Origin of the sequence: Streptococcus suis (genome assembly GCF_017601095.1) — a bacterium.
GTDB lineage: Bacteria > Bacillota > Bacilli > Lactobacillales > Streptococcaceae > Streptococcus > Streptococcus suis_Z.
The window spans coordinates 1-19,284 of sequence record NZ_JAGFUX010000009.1 but is presented as its reverse complement, the minus strand read 5'-3'; the positions used below and the strand labels follow the sequence as shown (position 1 = coordinate 19,284).

10 protein-coding genes and 1 pseudogene are annotated in these 19,284 nt (G+C 44.0%); 5 read left to right on the top strand and 6 right to left on the bottom strand.

What is annotated here, in order from left to right; translation table 11 throughout:
* Position 1: 1 nt before the first annotated feature.
* The 3 genes from J5566_RS08190 to J5566_RS08180 all read right to left on the bottom strand — a co-directional run bounded on the left by J5566_RS08190 (position 2) and on the right by J5566_RS08180 (position 2,501).
* On the bottom strand, positions 2–520 hold the full coding sequence (locus J5566_RS08190) for a GNAT family N-acetyltransferase (protein ID WP_208562878.1): 519 nt from the start codon (positions 518–520) through the stop codon (positions 2–4).
* On the bottom strand, positions 513–953 hold the full coding sequence (gene tsaE, locus J5566_RS08185; RefSeq protein ID WP_208562877.1) for a tRNA (adenosine(37)-N6)-threonylcarbamoyltransferase complex ATPase subunit type 1 TsaE: 441 nt from the start codon (positions 951–953) through the stop codon (positions 513–515). Before tsaE ends, J5566_RS08190 begins: the two co-directional genes overlap by 8 nt.
* Positions 954–1,040: 87 nt before the next feature.
* A complete protein-coding gene (locus J5566_RS08180) occupies positions 1,041–2,501 on the bottom strand; it encodes an NCS2 family permease (RefSeq protein ID WP_208562876.1) in 1,461 nt (486 codons plus the stop codon).
* Positions 2,502–2,736: 235 nt separating this feature from the next.
* Here J5566_RS08180 and J5566_RS08175 point away from each other — a divergent pair, with 235 nt between their 5' ends.
* The 5 genes from J5566_RS08175 to J5566_RS08155 all read left to right on the top strand — a co-directional run bounded on the left by J5566_RS08175 (position 2,737) and on the right by J5566_RS08155 (position 7,152).
* Positions 2,737–3,549 carry a Cof-type HAD-IIB family hydrolase gene (locus J5566_RS08175; protein WP_208562875.1) on the top strand — a complete coding sequence of 271 codons (813 nt, stop codon included), beginning with the start codon at positions 2,737–2,739 and terminating at the stop codon, positions 3,547–3,549.
* Positions 3,550–3,961: 412 nt separating this feature from the next.
* A complete protein-coding gene (locus tag J5566_RS08170; RefSeq protein ID WP_105107246.1) occupies positions 3,962–4,954 on the top strand; it encodes a PTS sugar transporter subunit IIB in 993 nt (330 codons plus the stop codon).
* A gap of 29 nt (positions 4,955–4,983) precedes the next feature.
* Positions 4,984–5,790, top strand: a complete 807-nt coding sequence (locus J5566_RS08165) for a mannose/fructose/sorbose family PTS transporter subunit IIC (RefSeq protein ID WP_171999765.1) — start codon at positions 4,984–4,986, stop codon at positions 5,788–5,790.
* A gap of 18 nt (positions 5,791–5,808) precedes the next feature.
* Entirely contained in the window at positions 5,809–6,720 is a 912-nt protein-coding gene (locus J5566_RS08160) for a PTS system mannose/fructose/sorbose family transporter subunit IID (protein ID WP_208562874.1), read from the top strand.
* A gap of 63 nt (positions 6,721–6,783) precedes the next feature.
* Positions 6,784–7,152: a DUF956 family protein gene (locus J5566_RS08155; protein ID WP_208562873.1), complete on the top strand. Its 369-nt coding sequence runs from the start codon at positions 6,784–6,786 to the stop codon at positions 7,150–7,152.
* 31 nt (positions 7,153–7,183) lie between these two features.
* On the opposite strand, the gene J5566_RS08150 is transcribed toward J5566_RS08155, so the two are convergent.
* The 3 genes and pseudogenes from J5566_RS08150 to J5566_RS08140 all read right to left on the bottom strand — a co-directional run.
* The gene (locus tag J5566_RS08150) at positions 7,184–14,050 is read right to left on the bottom strand and encodes a discoidin domain-containing protein (RefSeq protein WP_208562872.1); all 6,867 of its coding nucleotides are present in this window, start codon (positions 14,048–14,050) and stop codon (positions 7,184–7,186) included.
* Positions 14,051–14,368: 318 nt separating this feature from the next.
* Complete coding sequence (locus J5566_RS08145) at positions 14,369–18,148, bottom strand: YSIRK-type signal peptide-containing protein (RefSeq protein WP_208562931.1); 3,780 nt, start codon at positions 18,146–18,148, stop codon at positions 14,369–14,371.
* A gap of 195 nt (positions 18,149–18,343) precedes the next feature.
* Positions 18,344–19,284, bottom strand: a pseudogene (locus J5566_RS08140) (hypothetical protein); the annotation flags it as partial.

Here is a 19,284-nt window from a genome sequence, read left to right as displayed (position 1 = left end):
TTTATAGGAGCTTGCCCATGTAATAGAGGTCAAGCCATTCTCCTTCATCTGTTCTGGCACCTCGTTTTTGAGTGCCTTCAATTTCAAAGCCAAATTTTTGATACAACTGGACAGCCGCCTGGTTTCTGATCTGAACGGTCAACTCCAACCGACTCAACAAGCCCATTTCTTTGGCCCATTGGCAAACTTCATCTAAGAGTATGGAACCAATGCCGTGACCCCAATACTCTTTTTTTATCGCAATAAAGATAGTCCCAATATGGCTGACCCGAAACTGACGAAAGGATTTGACAGAAATGGCACCAATCACTTCTGAACCAACCTTTGCCAAGAGACAGAGTTCACGAGGATTTTCAATTCCTGCCTCAAAAATAGTCTCCGTCTGCTCTTGACTAAAGCCAAAACCTGTCTCATCCATCACCAAAAAATCCGTCTCTACAGCAACCTGATTCATAAACTCAATAAAAGCTGCTGCATCTGCCGGTTCTGCCTCACTAAAATAGATTTCTTTCTTAATCATACTGAACCGCCTCTGCTAGACGCTCACTCTTTGGACCATGTGGTTGGAAATTTAATCTACGACCGTCCCCTTCTTTCTCGATGCGAATAAAGAGGTAGTCATCCAACAAGCTCGAATCAAGCAAATCCCCCCACTCAATGACCGTAACGCCATTCCCATAGAGAAAGTCATCCAAATCAATCGAATCAGGATCATCTCCAATGCGGTAAACATCTAGGTGATAGAGAGGTAGACGTCCCTCGTATTCCCTCACGATGGTATAGGTCGGACTTTTAATCATCTGTTTAATATCAAGCCCTAGGGCCAATCCCTTGGTAAAGGTTGTTTTTCCAGCCCCCAATTCACCAGATAAAACCAATACCTGATTGGGCTGAAGGGCTCGACCGAGCTTCTCTCCAATTGCCACTAGTGTCTCTTCATTTTGACTATACATACCCATCATTATACCACAAGAGACCCTTTTTGTCATTTTCTTCCCAAAAGAAAAACTGGGACAAGCCCAGTTTGTCAAGAATATTGCTTACAAAATTGCAAGGATGATAAAGTTGAGGATAAAGAGACCAGTTGCTCCCCAAAGGATTGGGTGAATTTCTTTAGCCTTACCTGTCGATACTTTCACCAAGCAGTAGAAGATGAAGGCTGCCGCAATACCGTATGAGATAGAGAAGCAAAGAGCCATAAAGAAGGCTGCAAAGAAGGCTGGAAGGGCATCTTCAAAGTGGCTCCAGTCAACATCCAAGAAGGATGAAACCATCATCACACCAACGATAATCAAGGCTGGAGAGGTTGCTGCTGCTGGGACAATGCCGATAAATGGCAAGATAAGGATTGAAAGCAAGAAGAGAACGGCAGTTGTAACAGCTGTTAGACCCGTACGACCTCCCGCAGAGATACCTGCAGCTGACTCCACATAGGTTGTGGTATTTGATGTACCAAAGAGGGCACCGATTGAGGTACCAATCGCATCTGCGAAGAGCGCCTTATCCATCTTAGAGTTGAAACCAGTCCCATTTTCAAGTGCTTTCTCATCTTCTTCTGAGAAGATACCTGTCTTACGGCCTGTACCAATAAAGGTACCCAGTGTGTCAAAGGTATCAGACAAGCTGAAGGCAAAGATGGTCATCAAGACAAGAGGCAGACGACTTGAATCAGCAAAGAGGGAGGACAAGCCACCAAAGGCAGCTAAGAAAGTTGTGCCCAATTCAGAAAACGCAGTTCCAATATTGTTATTGGCCAAATCAATGGTAGAAAGGTCTACAACACCTGCTGGAATACCTGCCAAGGTTGTCGCAAGGATACCGATCAAAATCGCTCCACGAACATTTTTAATGACCAAAACTGCTGTCAAGAGAAGACCGAAAACAGTCAAGAGAACACTTGGATCAGTAAAGGTTGAAATACCAGGTACGACACCACCGCCAGCGAAAACTGAGAAGACCCCATTTGAGAAGGTTTCAGCAGTCGCATCCGCAGGAGCAACCCCGTTCACTGTAATAATGTCAGAACCAGAAGTCAAGAAGGTAATCAAGTTAGAGTTCTTGAAACCAAGGTAGGCAACGAATACACCGATACCACCACCGATTGCATGTTGTAAACTAACAGGTATCGCCTTGATAATGCTCTTACGAACCTTTGTAACCGTGATAAACACGTTAAATAAACCACAGAGGAAGACCATTGCCAGGGCTTCTTGCCAAGTAAATTCAAGACCGATGACAACTGTATAGGTAAAGAAGGCGTTTAGTCCCATCCCTGGTGCCAATGCATAAGGCACATTGGCAAAGAGACCCATAACGAGCGTTGAAACTGCACTAGCAATAATAGTTGCCAAGAAGACAGCTTGAGAGGGCATCCCTGCAACACTCAAGATGCTTGGGTTGACAAATAAAATATAGGACATAGCGAAGAAAGTCGTAAGACCCGCCATGATTTCAGTCGAAACGGTCGTACCGTGTTCTTTTAACTTAAAAAATGAATCCATTTTTCAATTTTCTCCTTTAATTTACGAACGATACTTGTATTATATACGAAAAACGATAGCCTTTCAAGTGATTTTTTGATGAAAACGTTTGATTTATATAAAAAACAAGAAAATAATGATTTTTCGCGAGTAAAACACGAACGTTCTTGCATAAAAACTAGTTTATATGGTCAATTTTTGCCCCGATTCCTAAATTTTGATATACTGAAAGGAATGATTTTGAAAGGCAAGAGACATGAAACAGAAACTAATAGCCCTCGATTTAGATGGTACCCTACTTAACAAAGACAGCCAGTTATCCGACTTTACGATTTCTACTATTAAGAAAGTAAAAAAAGCAGGACATAAGGTTCTTATCGCTACAGGTCGTCCCTACCGCATGGCAGAACACTATTACCGGCAATTAGAGTTGGACACTCCAATGATTAATTTCAACGGTTCCCTGGTCCATCTCCCACAGAAAAAATGGCAATGGGAAAAAAATATCCTTATCGACAAGTCCTACTTGCTGACCTTTCTAAAAGAAGAAGAACGCTTCCAGGCCGATTTCATCGCTGGCGAATACAAGAATAAATTCTACATCACCCAAAGCCACTTAGACAAAATTGATCCAGGACTTCTAGGTGTCGACCAAATCACACCTGAGACCCTTATCAAACCTGAACTCGTCACAGAAGACCCTCATTCTATCTTGATGCAGACCCGCGCAGAGGATAAATTTGCCTTAGCTGAAGAGATGAAGTCCTTCTTCAACCACGAACTCGAAATCAATACCTGGGGTGGTCCTCTCAACATCCTTGAAACCTGTGCAAAGGGTGTCAGTAAGGCAACCGCTCTGTCCTACTTGCTCGATATCTTCCAGATGGATGCCAAGGACCTGATTGCCTTTGGAGACGAGCACAACGATGTTCAAATGCTCCAGCTAGCTGGCAGAGGCTATGCCATGAAAAATTGTAGTCAGACCTTGCTTCCTCATGCCGACTACCAAACAAGCTACACCAACGACCAAGACGGTGTCGCAAGAGAATTGGAAGCTCTATTTCTATAAATAGAGAAAAAGCAGCTCAGTCACACTCTTGATTCTTTCAAGAAGAGGCTAATTGCTGCTTTTTTTAGTATTCTGATTTCAAATCTACGATCACTATTAAAGATTGGTCATCAACAAATATGATATCAGTTTGCCCATCTTAGATTTCCACCAGGATGACAAAACCATACATTTTATTATTTTCGTTCCCTCTCCTCACCTTTCAAAAAAAATCTCGAATGCTACGATTTTCAACGCAAATAAGCAAAAATTACACATTTCTCGCGCAATGTTTCAGAAAGTTTTCCCTCGGATGTCACAAAATTGCTTGACAAATTCCTTGAAAACGTTTTATAATAGACAAGTTCGAAAATGTAAGCCTATTCAAAACCTTGCATTTCAAAGAACTAGAAAAAATTTAGGGGGAACAATAATGAGTATTGGAATCATTATTGCAAGTCATGGCGAATTTGCTGCTGGTATTCATCAGTCAGGTTCAATGATTTTTGGCGAACAGGATAAAGTACAGGTTGTTACTTTCATGCCAAGTGAAGGACCAGATGATTTATATGCCAAGCTCAATGCTGCCGTGGACGCATTCGATGCCGATGATGAGGTTTTGGTATTGGCTGACCTTTGGAGTGGGTCACCATTTAACCAAGCAAGCCGCGTAGCTGGTGAAAACCCAGATCGTAAGTTTGCCATCATCACAGGCCTCAACTTGCCAATGTTAATCCAAGCCTATACAGAGCGTATGATTAACGCTGACGCAGGCGTGGAAGAAGTTGCGGCAAACATTATTAAAGAAGCCAAGGAAGGTGTGAAAGTTCTTCCAGAAGAACTTCAACCTGCAGAAGCTGCTCCAGTAGCTGAAGCAGCACCAGCCGCTCCACAAGGTGCAATCCCGCCGGGGACTGTTATCGGAGATGGCAAGCTGAAAATCAACTTGGCTCGTATCGACACTCGTCTCTTGCATGGTCAAGTTGCGACTGGTTGGACTCCTGCTTCTAAGGCAGATCGTATCATCGTTGCTTCAGATACAGTTGCTAAAGATGAATTGCGCAAACAACTCATCAAGCAAGCTGCACCTGGTAACGTGAAAGCGAACGTTGTCCCAATCAAAAAATTGATTGAGGTTTCTAAAGACCCTCGCTTTGGTAACACACATGCCTTGATTCTCTTCGAAACACCACAGGAAGCTCTTGAAGCAATCGAAGGTGGCGTAGAAATCAAAGAATTGAACGTCGGTTCTATGGCTCACTCAACTGGTAAAACAATGGTTAACAACGTATTGTCAATGGACAAAGATGATGTTGCAACCTTTGAAAAATTGCGTGACCTTGGCGTTGAATTTGATGTGCGTAAAGTACCAAACGATTCAAAGAAAGACTTGTTTGAGTTAATCAACAAGGCAAACGTTCAATAATACAATCTGATTTAAGAAAGGATTTCAACATGGATATTACACTTATTTCCGCAATTCTTGTTGTCATCGTTGCCTTCTTCGCAGGTCTTGAAGGTATCCTTGACGAATTTCAATTCCATCAACCATTGGTAGCTTGTACCCTTATCGGTCTTGTAACTGGTAACTTGGCTGCAGGCGTTATGCTCGGTGGTTCCCTACAAATGATCGCTCTTGGTTGGGCGAACATCGGTGCAGCCGTTGCACCAGACGCAGCACTTGCATCTGTAGCTGCTGCTATCATCATGATCAAAGGTGGCGACTTCTCAGCAGAAGGTATTGCCGTTGCAACAACAACTGCTATCCCTCTTGCCGTAGCTGGTCTTTTCCTGACAATGATCGTTCGTACTATCTCAGTTGGTTTGGTCCACGGTGCAGACAATGCAGCAAAATCTGCAGACTTCGCTGCTGTGGAACGTTACCACTTGTTCGCTCTTCTCCTTCAAGGTTTGCGTATTGCAATCCCTGCAGCACTCCTACTTGCAATGCCAGCTGAAGCTGTTCAAGGTGTTCTTGAAGCAATGCCAGAATGGCTCAAAGGCGGTATGGCTGTCGGCGGTGGTATGGTTGTTGCCGTAGGTTACGCTATGGTTATCAACATGATGGCAACTCGTGAAGTATGGCCATTCTTCGCCCTCGGATTTGCCTTTGCTGCCCTCAGCGAATTGACTCTTATCGCTCTTGGTGTTATCGGTGTAGCGATCGCTCTTATCTACCTCAACTTGTCTAAACAAGGTGGTTCAGGAAACAGCAGCGCTTCTTCAAATGACCCAATCGGCGACATCCTTGAAGACTACTAAGAGAAGGGAGATTTAACCATGTCAGAAAAAATTCAACTTTCCGTAAGCGATCGTAAAAAAGTTTGGTGGCGTTCAACCTTCCTTCAAGGTTCTTGGAACTACGAGCGTATGCAAAACTTAGGTTGGGCTTATGCAATGATTCCAGCCATCAAAAAACTCTACACGAAAAAAGAAGATCAAGCTGCTGCTTTGGAGCGTCACTTGGAATTCTTCAACACTCACCCATATGTTGCTTCACCAATCCTTGGAGTAACACTTGCCCTTGAAGAAGAGCGCGCAAATGGTGCTGCCATCGATGACACAGCTATTCAAGGTGTAAAAATCGGTATGATGGGACCACTTGCTGGTATCGGTGACCCAGTCTTCTGGTTTACAGTTCGTCCAATCCTCGGTGCTCTTGGTGCATCCCTTGCAATGAGCGGCAACATCCTAGGTCCAATCATCTTCTTCTTTGGTTGGAACGCGATTCGTATGGCCTTCCTATGGTACACTCAAGAATTTGGTTACAAAGCTGGTAGCGAAATTACCAAAGATATGTCAGGTGGTATCCTTCAAGATATTACTAAAGGTGCATCTATCCTTGGTATGTTCATCCTTGCCGTTCTTGTTCAACGTTGGGTATCTATCAACTTCACCGTTGATCTTCCTGCAAAACAATTGTCAGAAGGTGCTTACATCGTCTTCCCTGAAGGCACCGTAACAGGTACTGAGCTTCAAGGCATCTTGGGTGATGCTCTCAGCGGACTAAGCCTCTACCCAACTCAAGCTCAAACCTTGCAAGGCCAGTTGAACAGCTTGATTCCAGGTTTGATGGGACTCCTCCTTACTTTCCTCTGCATGCACTTGCTTAAGAAGAAAGTAACACCAATCACAATGATTATCGGTCTCTTCATCGTAGGTATCATCGCTCGTTTCTTCGGAATTATGTAATCAATAACCCCGCACCCGCGGGGTTTTATGGTATAATAAAGCCTAGAAAAGAGAGAAAAAACTATGGCACAATCCTTAAATTCACGAGTAGAAGTTCAAACAACCGGTGTTTCCTACATGGGCTTTGGTGGTAAAGTTGGAAAATTCTTAGTCGGAGACAAAGCAATCGAATTTTATCCTGATAGCAACGTCGAGCGCTATATTCAGATTCCCTGGGATTCAATCCAAACTATCGGAGCCAATGTACACCAAAAAAAAGTTAGTCGGCATTTTGAAATCTACACTGAGAAAAGTCGCTTCCTCTTTGCCTCATCAGACTCAGGGAAAATATTAAAAGTAGCTCGTCAGCATATTGGTAATGACCGTGTTGTCAAACTACCAACCCTAATACAACTAATCAGCCAGAAACTGACTTCTATTTTCAAAAAGTAAAAGAAGAATCATATTGATTCTTCTTTTTTTATTATTTTTCTTTCCGACGACGAAGGGCTACTGCTGCTCCAAGTGTCATCAAGCCCATGCCTGTCAGCAAGACACTCTCCACACCCGCAGTATTTGGCAGTACCTTGGCGTCAGTCACATCTTCTTTCTGCACAACCTTAGCAGCTGCTGCTGGTTTTAAGCTGGCAGGGTTGAGACTAGGAAGTTGTAGAGTTGGTGCATCATTCGGTACGAGGCCTCCCTCAAAAGCTGGAAGGTAATGAGTCAAGTTTTCATTAAGTGTCAAACCACCTTCGAAGGCTGGTGGTCCTTCATTTAAGAGACTTTCCCCTTTGGCAGTTACCTCTTCTGGTTGACTTTCTGTTCCAGAACCTTCATGGTTATCTGTACCATCTGTAGTGCCTGAACCTTCTGTTGTTCCTGTCCCTTCTTGACTACCTGAACCTTCTGCTGTTCCTGAGCCTTCTTGGCTACCTGAACCTTCTGTTGTTCCTGTGCCTTCTTGGCTACCAGAACCTTCTGTTGTTCCTGTGCCTTCTTGACTACCTGAACCTTCTGCTGTTCCTGTGCCTTCTTGGCTACCTGAACCTTCTGTTGTTCCTGTGCCTTCTTGACTACCTGAACCTTCTACTGTTCCTGTGCCTTCTTGGCTACCTGAACCTTCTGTTGTTCCTGTGCCTTCTTGGCTACCTGAACCTTCTGTTGTTCCTGTGCCTTCTTGGCTACCTGAACCTTCTGTTGTTCCTGTGCCTTCTTGACTACCTGAACCTTCTGTTGTTCCTGTGCCTTCTTGACTACCTGAACCTTCTGTTGTTCCTGAGCCTTCTTGACTACCTGAACCTTCTGCTGTTCCTGAGCCTTCTTGGCTACCTGAACCTTCTTGATTATTAGAAGAATCTAAAGCAGCTAGCCATTCCTCAAACAAGGCTACAATTTCATCCACTTGGTCTTGGCTATCACCAGTTTTTGCTACATTTGCTGCTTCGACCAACTCAGCCAATTGTCCAGCCTGTGCTTCAGACAATGAACCTTCTTCCAATGCCAAGGCTGTTGCTAGAATTTCTTCCAGGGCTGCTAAATCTAGTGAGCTACCTTCAGCAGGTTGAGAATCTGGATTTTCAACCGGAGCTACTTCTTCACCAGCTAACAAGGCACGCAAACGTGTATTTGCCTGGTTAATAGCTTCTTGACTGTCTCCAGCCAATGCTGTATGAGCTGCTCTCAACTCACTCTCAATCGCTGTCAATGCTGCTTCAGAGTATTCAGTTGGAACAATACTGTTAGCCAAATCTATTGCATTTAGTAAGTAGCCAGTTGTTAAACTTTCTGTTACTTCTGGTACAAATTGAACAACTGGTGTCAATTCTGCTACAGCGACAATCTTATTACGATTATCTGGGTTACCGTTGCTACCATTTTGCCAATGATAAGTTTCATGAGCCGTCAGGCGGAAATACTTGGCCTGAACTGGTTCAAATAAGATAGAATGATACGGCTTACCTGGAATAAAGGTGATGGTCCCATCTGGGGTAGCTTGTTTCAGTGGCACCCTTGTCCAGTCTTGACCATTCAGACTGTATTCAAGAGTTGCTCTACGAATGTCGCCAGTTGCTTGCAAGTTTTGCAAGCGAGGGACATAACGAACTTCTCCTACTGATTGCGCTTGAGCCATTTCAATGGTCAAGGTTTGAGGAGTAGTTCTATTATCGGCTGTCGGACTACTTGCCCAGTAAGAGCTTGTATTACCATCGGTTGCTGAACCTGCTGGTCGAGGACCACCATCATTTGGATCATGTGAGGTTGCTTGAGTACCATTGGTATTCATGACAGCTGGACGCATCTCTTCTACTGGTGACAACTCCCTAGCCAATTCAAGAGCTGTTTCGAAGTCTCTCGCACCATTTTCAAGGATAAAGCGATCCAAGTTACCTGCAAAATTACCTTCTGCTAGTTTAATGGTTGAACGCTCTAGTCGTTCATTCAATTTCTCAGGATTGTAATGACTATTATGTAGTTCACCGTTGATGTAGATACGCAAGCTACCATTCGGAACACGAACTGCAGTAATAACGACTTCTTCATTTGCAGCGATCAATTTGTCAGGACGACCGTTGTCTTCTTCGCTCAAGTTCGTAAATGGTGCTGATTTAACAACTTCACCCTTCACTTCGAAGACAGCACGACCACTAGCATCAACAGAAAGTTTCCATTGGCCTTCTTGTTCAGCAATCGTTTGTTCCAAGCGATCAAGCGATACTTTTGCAGTTACAGAGAATACTCCGCGGCCTTCCACGCCTTCATTTGCAAGGGTCTGGCTAGGATCAACTTGACTGATATCTTGAATAATTCCACCACTATAGGCTGTTAGAGCAACTGTTCCGGTAGATAGATTAGCTTGTCCAGCATTATCTTTGACATTTGCATAGGTAACGGTTACTTTTTCACGGTCAATCAGATTATCTGCCAAAGTAAGGGTTACTGTTCTCAAATTATCATTCAATTGAACAGTACTTACTGTATGTCCTGAAACTGTAAATGTTGTCGCTTCATCGATGATAACTCGTTCATCAAATTCCACAGTAATCGTGTTAGCTGCGGTAGCTTTCGCTTCAAATACCTCCGCAGCACGTGTATCTTGTTTGGTCGAATACTGGAAGACAACAGCCTCGTACGGTTGAAGTGTAATGCTAAGCGTATCACCATAGTTGGTAACTTCATGTGTATCATGGCGTTTATCACCCAGAACTGTCACACGGTAGAGATTTTCTGTCCCTTCACGCATACCAACAATGCGGTCTAATTTCAATTCGTAAGTTTGTACGGTATTAATAGGGTTACGAATGGACACGATACCATTTTCAGCATCCCAGGCAGAGTAACCATAGACATGACCTGCACGTGGCTGACCACCATGGAAAACTGAGTTACGAAGTGTTTCGAAATTAGATTCAATCCACTTGACAGCTTCACCGTTGACTTGCCACTTGGCATCATCCAACATGCTTGGACTGTAATAGAATTCCCAGAAACCAGTTCCACGTGTTCCCAGCATGTACAGATAGGTCCGGAAGTCTTCTGTTGAAAATTGAATTTGACTACGAGCAGGACCTAGTGGGCTAATTCTCTTGCTTGAGTGTGCTGTTGCACCATAAACTGGGTCATGGTTATAGATATTAGAGAATGGAATTTGCCACTTCCGTTGACGAATCAATTTTTCATAGGAATCATCACGGTAAGACAGAGCTTCGTTGGCATCATTACCAAAATCCAACTGGTCATATGGTGCACGCTTCACACCATCTTGGTAATCAACGTCAGCAGTATTTTGCATCCAAATTGAATTCACCCACTGCAAGAACCAAGGTGATGGCGGGATGTAGGAAGTCAAGTTTATCCAAGCATCTTCCAATGTTGGAGCATTTTCTCGGATGAAGTTATACAATTCAATCCAACGCTCATGAGTCTCTGTCATGGAATACATATTTTTGTATCCACCACCGATATAATTGCCCGCTGTATCCGTAGTATGTTGCGGATAACGAAGCATACCATCGAGTTTCCAGTAGTTGATGTCGAACTCTTGTCCATAGTGTTCAAACAATTCTTTCAGCGCATCAACATAGCGTTTATCACCGATGTAAACATCGCCAGCTGGCGTCTTAGACCCCAAACCATTGTTGGCTAGATGAGTCGCCATACGACCTTCAGTGCCGTAACCACCACGAGGACCCATCCAAAGTCCAAAGTCTGATCCAAAGCGTTTCACTTGTTTACTTGAATCATATAGCTTGTTAGGGAATTTTTCATTGAAATCCCAAACTGACTCGATATTTTGCCAACCATCATCCACTACAAATGAATCTAGTGGTGAAACTCCACCATTGGTAAAGCCGCGGTCAATCTCATTGAAACTAGATTGAATATTTTCCGCTGTAATGGTCTTCATCAAGTCATACCAAGAGTTGTATTGTTTACGGAAGTAAGTTTTAGTACCAATCTTGGCAATATAGTCATAGAAATCTTGTTGTACAACACTATAATCTTCTGAACGAGCTACACCAATAACAGTGTTCCATGTATGGTAGTTGCCTTCTGCATCTAGATCCAACTCAGCAAGGGTTTTACCAGAGTAGTAACGAGAGAAGAGTTGGTTGCTTGATGCATCAACTGAGTTCCAAGAAATTGGGAATTCAGAACCTGTATAGAAACTTCCCATGTAAACAGGTTGACCAAGACCAGCATGGAAGCCGTCAAAGTTAGCCATTTCAGCGATTGGCTCTTGTCTTGAGAACTCTTCATAGGCTTGACCTTCTGGCAACTTGAAGTTTTGAAGGTCGATGGTATCAATAGCAAGTGTCGCCCGATGCTCTTCAGGAACTGAAATAACTAAGTGACTTTGACTGAACTTAGCATCTTTTTTCAAATTCATCACATACTTGATGGTAACTGGTACGTTTTTGTATGTGTATGGTTGGAAGGTATAGGTAATGGTTTGATCTGTATCAGTCACAACCTTTTGAATACCATTTTCAGCTAGCGTCAACTTGTCCAGTGAGATTTGTGTGCGAGTAAGGAAAGCTTCCACTCGTTTTTGATAGTCAGCTTCTCTTGCCAACTGTTTGGCTCTAATCGCATCTGGAGCTAGATTAGATACATCCAGCTCTGCTGCCGCTGCAAAAGGCTGACCATTTTGTGAAGAAGTTGTCTCAAAGCGGATGGCCTTGATATTTTGCTTAACTTCACCAAAGTCAATGTATTGGATAGCTTTTGGATTTTCAGTAATTGTACCCTGAGTTAAGAGGGTGAACTCCGCAGCATCTCCTTCTTTGACATAGACTTTATACCCTTTTGTCAAACCGTTAACATTTGCAGGACCATCCTGGCGTGGAACATAGATAAAGGTCCGAACTTCTTTTGGCTCTTGGAAGGTCAAGTCCACATAGGCTGGCAAGTGTCTTTGAGGACCACTACCTGCACTATGGTAGTTGCTGTGCCAGATTGTATTTGGATCACCATCCACTACAAAGTTGACATTTCCTTCTCTGCTACCAGCATTAGCCTGTGTGTTTGTTTCAACAGTCCAATCCGCACGGTCTGCAGCTTCTGCTTCATAAGCCGGGCGAGTTGGAGCTTGATCACTATCGTCAGCTAAAGGCTTAAACTGAATGACAAACTCTTTGGAATCTTCTAGGAAGACAATATCGTCATCCTTAGTTGTCAGTTTATTGGAAATAGAAACTGTACGAAGTTTTCCATCTTCCACCACCATTCGACGGCTGAAATGATCATTTTCGAGTGTCACTTCTTGATCTTCCACCGTTGCAGGGGTGGTCTGTGGAGTTTCTGCAGGAGTTCCAGGTACTTCTGGAGTTTCAATCGGTGTATCTGGCTGACCTGGTTGTTCTGGTGTTTCAATTGGCAAATCTGGTTGACCTGGTTGTTCTGGATTACCAGTATCTGGAGCTGGTGGAGTAATTGGCTCTTCTGAAGGAGGAGCAACAGGATCGGTACTAGGAGGAGTTTCAATCTTAGTACCTGTGAGATATACTTCCGCAATCGCAACGACTGTATTATTGTTGCCAGAACTCCAATGATGGGTGTTGGTCGCAACAATTCTGAATTTCTGAGCTTCTACTGGGGTAAATGCCACTGTTTTTGTATCATGCGAACCACCAAAAACAAATTCATTTTGTTGATTTCCACCAATGATAGAAACCCTGGTCCAAACATCTTCTGCATTCAGATACTCAATATACCCACTGATCAAATCACCAGTATAGTGAATCCGATAGTTTGGCCCATCCTGGCGAGGAGTAATATCAATACTGCTAACGCGAGCAACCTCTGTCAAGCCCACGGTCAGAGGCTGGATAGTTGTTCTGTTCCAGTTCGCAGAGGTATCTGCACTTGCCCAAAGTGTCGCTTTATTGCCATCTGTTGCATAAGCTACATTACGCCCGCCACCATCTGTCTCATTGAATGAAGGTGCTGAAGTCAAGGCTGGGTCCAGATAGACGACACTATCACGTGGAACTTGTTTTTCAGCATAAGGCATGAACTCAGCTGCTGACACAACCTTGTTCACCTCACTGGAGTTCCAGTGTTTTGTTTCTAAACCAACCAAGCGGACATAAAGCGCCTCAACAGGTGTGATTTCAATATATTTTGGATACATGTTGGCATTTAAGGTAAATGTATTGGCTGCACTATCCACACTACCTTCTGCAACACTATCTACAATGCGCTTCACAGCTGATGGAGCAGCATCCTGCCACTCTACATTGTCTAAGCTGTACTGAATCTTACCTTTAACAACATTACCAACAGCCGCATCTCCATCCTGTCTAGGTGTATATAAAACCTTAGAAACAGTTGCTGTCTCTTGTAGTTTTACAGTCAAAGTCTGGCGAGATGACTCTTGGTTAGGTTGAGAGTGATTTGAACTCCAAAAAGTTGCAGCATTATTGTCAACTGCATTGGAGGCTTTTACTCCACTTTCACTAGTTTGGGTAGAAGTTGCCTCTACAAAAGATTGATCTACTGCTACTCGAACATTAACCAGCTCTTGAGCAGCCTCAACTGTATTGTTGACTTCTGTACTTGAATTTGCATCTCCATCAGAAGATGGCAGGACTTCATTTCCATTCGCAACTGCCTCTGGGGTTACTGTCGGTGCAGTTTCTGAGACAGCAGTATCTGGATTTGACTGTGGTTGCTCCAAAACGACTGAATTTGCTGTTCCTTCAGCTACCTCAGAGTTTGCTAAAACAGTTGGTGCTTGCAAGATACCTGCTAAAAATACACCAACGACAACTGAACCAACACCCCAATTCCGTTTACGAATCGAATAATGATACAGTTTTTGATAATTTTTATCTTGTCTATTCATATGTTCCTCCATTTATTTTTCTGAAAAGATAAAGCTTCGTACACCATGTACTTCATCTTTTCTAACTACATCAGTATTTTTTGTCGATATATGATACCTCCCACCACACTATATTTTATTATATATTATCCTAACAATATAATAACAGAATAGGTAAGCGTTTGCAAGATTGCGGAATAGATTTTTTCAATTTTTGTATCAAAAAACAGGAAAAATTTGAACCATACTTGTCAATTAGTGACTTGAATATGTAAAAAGCACTCCAAGGGCTGAATAAACTCAACCAGTTTGGAGTGCGAACGACATTCTACTATTCGATTATGTTTTTCGACGACGAAGAGCGACTGCTGCCCCAAGTGTCAACAATCCCATACCTATTAGCAATAGACTCTCTGTACCTGCTGTATTCGGCAGTACTTTGGCGTCTGATTTTACCTTATCGGTTTTGACTGACGCCTTGGCACTTGTTGCTGGCTTCAGAATAGCAGGATTCACACTTGGTAAGTGATGAGTTGGCGCATAGTTTGGTACCAAGCTGCCTTCAAAAGCCGGAACCTGATGAGTCAAGTTTTTGTTGAGTGTCAAACCACCCCCAAAGCTTGGAACTTCATACGTCAGATTTTCGTTCAAACTCAAGCCACCATCGAAAGCTGGAAGCTCATGAGTCAGGTTTTCATTGAGTGTCAAGCCACCTTCGAAGGCTTTCGGTCCTTCGTTAAGAAGTCCCTTCCCTTTTTCAGTCACTAGATCTGGCTGGTTGCCTTGCTCCGCTTCTGCAAATACGCCACGAAGCAATTCAATCAATTCTTCGCCTTCTGCCAAATGAGTCGCCAACTGAGTTGGAGTTCCAGATGTCACAATACGATTGGCAATGTCACGGAATTGATTCAAATAAGCAGGCCATTCTTCCCCAGCTAGTCGTGGGATATAGCCCTCTAACTCACTGACGATTTCACGTAAGCGAGCGACTGAAGTCGCATCCAGACTAGGCTGCTCCGCTGCGGTTCCCGGATTTTCGTTCCCAGATTGACTGTCTGAAGATGCTGATCCATCTTGGATCCCGTTACCCTCTGAGGTACCGCTTCCTGGTTGGCTACCAGTGCCGTCTGAGGCACCTGAACCTAGCTGGCTGCCAGTATCTTCTGAGGCACTTGAACCTGGCTGGCTGCCAGTACCTTCTGAGGCACCTGAACCTGGCTGGCTGCCAGTACCTTCTGAGGTACCTGGGCTTGCTGGTTCCTCCAGAGTATTCAAGCCTGATAACCATTCTTCAAACAAGGCTACAACTTCATCTACTTGTTCCTGGCTCTCAGCTGTTCGAGCTGCTGCTGCTGTTTCGAGTAATTCAGCCAGTTGTCCAGCTTGAGCTTCAGATAGATTTTCCTCTTCCAAAGCTAGGGCTGTTGCAATGACTTCTTCCAGAGCTGCCAGAACCAAACCAGCACCCTGTCCTGGTTGTTCAGATGGAGTGCCGGATTCGCCACCTTCAGTTGGTGCTACGGTAGAAGTGTCGCCTGAACCTGATTCACCACCCTCTGTTGAACCTGGTGTGGTAGATTCGCCTGTATCTGGCTCACCACCTTCACTTGGCGTTGGAGTAGTGTTCTCTCCTGCCCCTGCATCTGTACCAGAGCCTGGTTGATTGGTTCCACCACCATTAACCAAGTCCCTGAACATATCTACATTGATTTTGGCTTCCTTATACTGTTCAATCACTTCTGCATCATTATCACTTTCTGCCAATAATGCAAGGGAATAGTCATTGAATTCCGTCAAGTAGTCAATCCATTCTTGACTGTTTGCATCTAATCCTGCCAAGTAACCTGCTAATTCATCCGTATACTCCGCTAGCAACCTTCTTGCTTCAGCAGAAGAAATTTCTTCTGCGCCACCCTCTGTTGGTGCTGGAGTCGTAGTCTCGCCTGAACCTGACTCGCCACCCTCAGTCGAGCCAGGAGTATCCTGGTTTTCTTCCACAATCAAGGCTGCCATCTCAGCCAAGGTTTGCTTGACGATGGTAATTGATGGGACAGCCTTAGCTAACTCTGTCTCAAACGAAGTCCGTTTGATGCCAAAGGCATCCGCATCGGTCACTTTTGAGCTATCCGCAGCAAGACCAACTAAACGCTCTTTTTCTGCGATAAGATCGCTGAAATACTCATCCTTGGTCAAGATACGGGCGTTTTCGCCGAACAAATCAAAAACATCAAGATACAATTGCTTATTGGCATTGGCAGGATCTACAGACAGCGTCAAGGCATGCTTGCCTGCTTGCAACTGATCCAAAGTGAAAATCCGTTCCTGTCTTTGTCGCGTTTGATCAGCAGGGATATAGAGACTGAACTTGCCCTCTCGACCAAGACCAAGCTGTTCATTGTATTCTACAACTTTACCATCTAATTCTACTAGGAAATCTGCATGGGCATTATGGCGCTCCGCATACATGTCTACACCAGTTCCTTCAAAATAAAGGGTAACCGCACGTGCATTGGTTCCAGAGGTGTAGCGACCAGTATTTCCAAATTTACCAGTTCCATTCTCCGAGGTCCAAGAACCTGTAAATACCAGACTTGCATGGTTATCATCCACAGATACCTTGTCCAATCGTGGCAAGACACCTGCCAACTGTGTTGTACCTGCACTTGAGTTGTAGAGAAGATGTTCCCCATCTTTTTCTCTCAAACCAGAAATTTTTTGACCGTAATCCGTATCTTTGACCTGATAAATAGCAGAATTATGACTAGTCTGAGAAATAAACTTAGCATAGCTACCATTTTCCAAGGCCAAATCTGGTTGACCAATCACCGCAATCGCACGATTAAAGAAAACCTCGACAAAATTATCCTTGGTTTCACCAGCATGTGCTACGCGAGCAATGGTCAAGGGTTGCTGAACCTGAGTCGGATATTCTCTTAGATAGCGGATAGATAGTGGTGTATCTCTAACACCTGAACTGTCCGTCACAACAATAGGATTACTATAAACTGCCAATTCTCCAATCGTCACCCGACCCTTGCTGGCATCTGTCGTACCAAATAGGACCCTTGATTGATCCGTAGCATCAATCAATTTATTGACACCTTGCAAGATGTTACGAGTTGTCGAGTTTCTTCCATTTACAAAGAACCGAGTACGGTTAGCTGTCTTCAAATAAGTCAGAGATGACCATTGTCCCAATTTGGGAAGCAGGGCTGTGTTCAGATAGGTCGTATCAAGGTAGGGATTCCCATTCTTTTTCCCTTCCATACCAAACTTCATCTGCTCGCCATCCATGAAGGCAAAAATACGATAGAAGTTATTGTCATCTGTCAAAACCTTGAAAACATCTACCTGCTGACCGGCTTCAATCTGATCAATCTTCACCACAAGATGGAGAACACCCTGACCCAAATCTTTCAGAGTGGTCACTTCCTCAGCTGAAAATTCATAGGTTGTACTCTCAGACAAATTCTGAGCAGTTTTATGAATGACGCGATTTGCAGACAAAGCCTGCTTATCGCGGTCAACTAAATAAGCTTGAGGAACTTCCTGACCACCAAAGCTGTCTTCAACTGGATTGTCTGAAGCGGGATCTGCTGGTGGAAGAGCGGTCCCAGCATCATTAGCTGCACCATCTCCCACTTGGTTTTCAGAACTTTCTCCACTTTCAGCTGCCCCACTCGTTTCTCCACTTCCTTCTGGGACAACTGGCGTCGCTTCCCCAGTTTCAGTATTGGTCAGAGGAGGTTGGGCATCTACGACCTGTCTTGCATGTGAGATAACCGATGGTAAATGGTTCAAGTAAGCATTGATGACTGCGTCCTGATCCGTTTCTAAGGCACCCTGAGCATTGACAATGGCATGTTCAACTGTTGTACGTTCTGCCTCATCCCGAATCTGGTCTTTTATACTTGTCAATTCTGCAATCTTTTCTCTCAGACTACGACTTGCCTCACTTTCTGAAACAATTCCCGTTCCGGAAGCAACAGTGCTTGTCTCGGAAGCTAGGACTGCTGGCGCCTGTAAGAGACCAGCTAACAGGACTCCGACTACGACTGATCCGACCCCAAACCGTGTTTTCCGTAAGGCATATTGATGATTTCGATTGGTGCGATTCATTTTTTCCTCCTTTTCTACTTTATGAATAGCAATCGACACATTAACCTCCTTCTTTTTTATCCGCTTAACAATATATTAACATATACAAAATCGGCAATCAAGAAATTATACTAGGCTGGGCTTGTCTTTTAATAGCCAAACAAAAAGGAGCAAATTTCTTTGCTCCTTTTTTCAAGTTGTTTCGTTAAAACATACTTATTTTTCTTCTTTTCTACGGAGACGTGCTACAGCAGCAAGGCTGAGGACACCCAAACTTGGAAGGAGGAATTCTGCTCCAGTACCAGTATTTGGCAAGGTCTTCTCAGCTTTTTTCTCTGCTAATCCACCCAATGCAGAAAGAGGAGTGACTGGTTTAACGGACTGTCCAGCAACAGTTGTTCCTACAGCTTTTGTATCCGCAACTGTTGCATCTTTATAGACAATACCGTATTCACTAAAGTGTTCTGCTACAAATTCAACTTCCTTATCACCAGTTCCATCTGGAGAAGCAATTTCTTTAAATGCAATTGATTCTTCAGAAGCAGAGTTTGGCAAGTAAACAACTCGAGCTACTTCTTTACCTGGGTCAACTGGCAAACGTACAACTGTTGGCATGCTATTGTCAACAATTTCACCTGCATCATCTACCAATTCAATGTCAAACAAATCATAGTCTACATTTGAAAGGATAACAGGTGTTGTTGAAGCATTTGTTTCCTTGTGAACGACACGTAGGGCAACTGCTCGGTTTGTTTCACCTTCTGAAAGAGTTACGCTGACATTTGTCTTCGGATCGACTAGGACAACTGGCTGATAGAGAACGGTGGTCTCACCCTTAGGACCAACTGGACCACGTTCTCCTTGTGGGCCTTGAGCTCCTGTATCACCCTTATCGCCTTTCGGTCCTGCTGGGCCGCGGTCACCCTTGTTTCCTTTCGGACCTTGTGGGCCACGTGGACCAACTGGACCTTGTTCGCCTGGTTCGCCCTTAGGTCCTTGTTCGCCTGGTTCGCCCTTAGGTCCTTGTTCACCTGGTTCGCCCTTAGGTCCTTGTTCACCTGGTTCGCCCTTAGGTCCTTGTTCACCTGGTTCGCCCTTAGGTCCTTGTTCACCTGGTTCGCCCTTAGGTCCTTGTTCACCTGGTTCGCCCTTAGGTC